General features: G+C 37.1%; 1 protein-coding gene. It reads left to right on the top strand.

Going from position 1 to position 601, the window contains the following annotated elements; all coding sequences use genetic code 11:
* Positions 1-216: 216 nt before the first annotated feature.
* Positions 217-601 (top strand): helix-turn-helix domain-containing protein (locus tag Q1B07_RS26730; protein ID WP_299095232.1); only part of this gene is annotated, 385 nt, incomplete at its 3' end.

Here is a 601-nt window from a genome sequence, read left to right as displayed (position 1 = left end):
TGTAACTGCTAAACTAAAGTATACAGAAAGTGCTAGATAAAATTGAACACTTATTTACCAATTTGGGTGGAGGAAAGGGCATGATGGTACTGGGCCGAGGGCCAGTACCATCATAGAAAATTCCAGTACTTCCCCTATTAACATACTTTTTTCATCACTGTATGATAAATATTTTGATAGCTTCAAAGATTATACAGTGATGGAGGTTTTAGAAAGGTGGATAAGTGGCTTATGTATATGGAAATACATCAGCTAAGAAAACAGGGATTTTCAATCAGTAAGATTGCAAAAAAATTAGATATTGCGAGAAATACAGTGTATTCATACCTGGAAAGAGACCCGGAGGAAATGACTGAGTGGATGGCCTCTACTAAGCAAAGGAAACGAAAGTTGGATATACATAAAGAGTTGATTCTTTCATGGTTAAGAGAACATCCAGACATGTCCTCAGCTCAAGTATACGATTGGTTAAAGGAGCAATATAAAGACTTTGAAGTTGGAGAAAGTACTGTCAGAGGCTATGTAAGAGAATTGCGCGAGGTTTATCAAATTCCAAAAACAGAACATGTAAGAGCATATCAGGCTGTTCCAGATCCACCAA

It is taken from the genome of uncultured Metabacillus sp. (genome assembly GCF_947503125.1).
In the GTDB taxonomy this organism is placed as follows: domain Bacteria; phylum Bacillota; class Bacilli; order Bacillales; family Bacillaceae; genus Metabacillus.
Note: the sequence above shows the minus strand (reverse complement) of the source record. Positions and strands in the feature narration are given on the sequence as shown.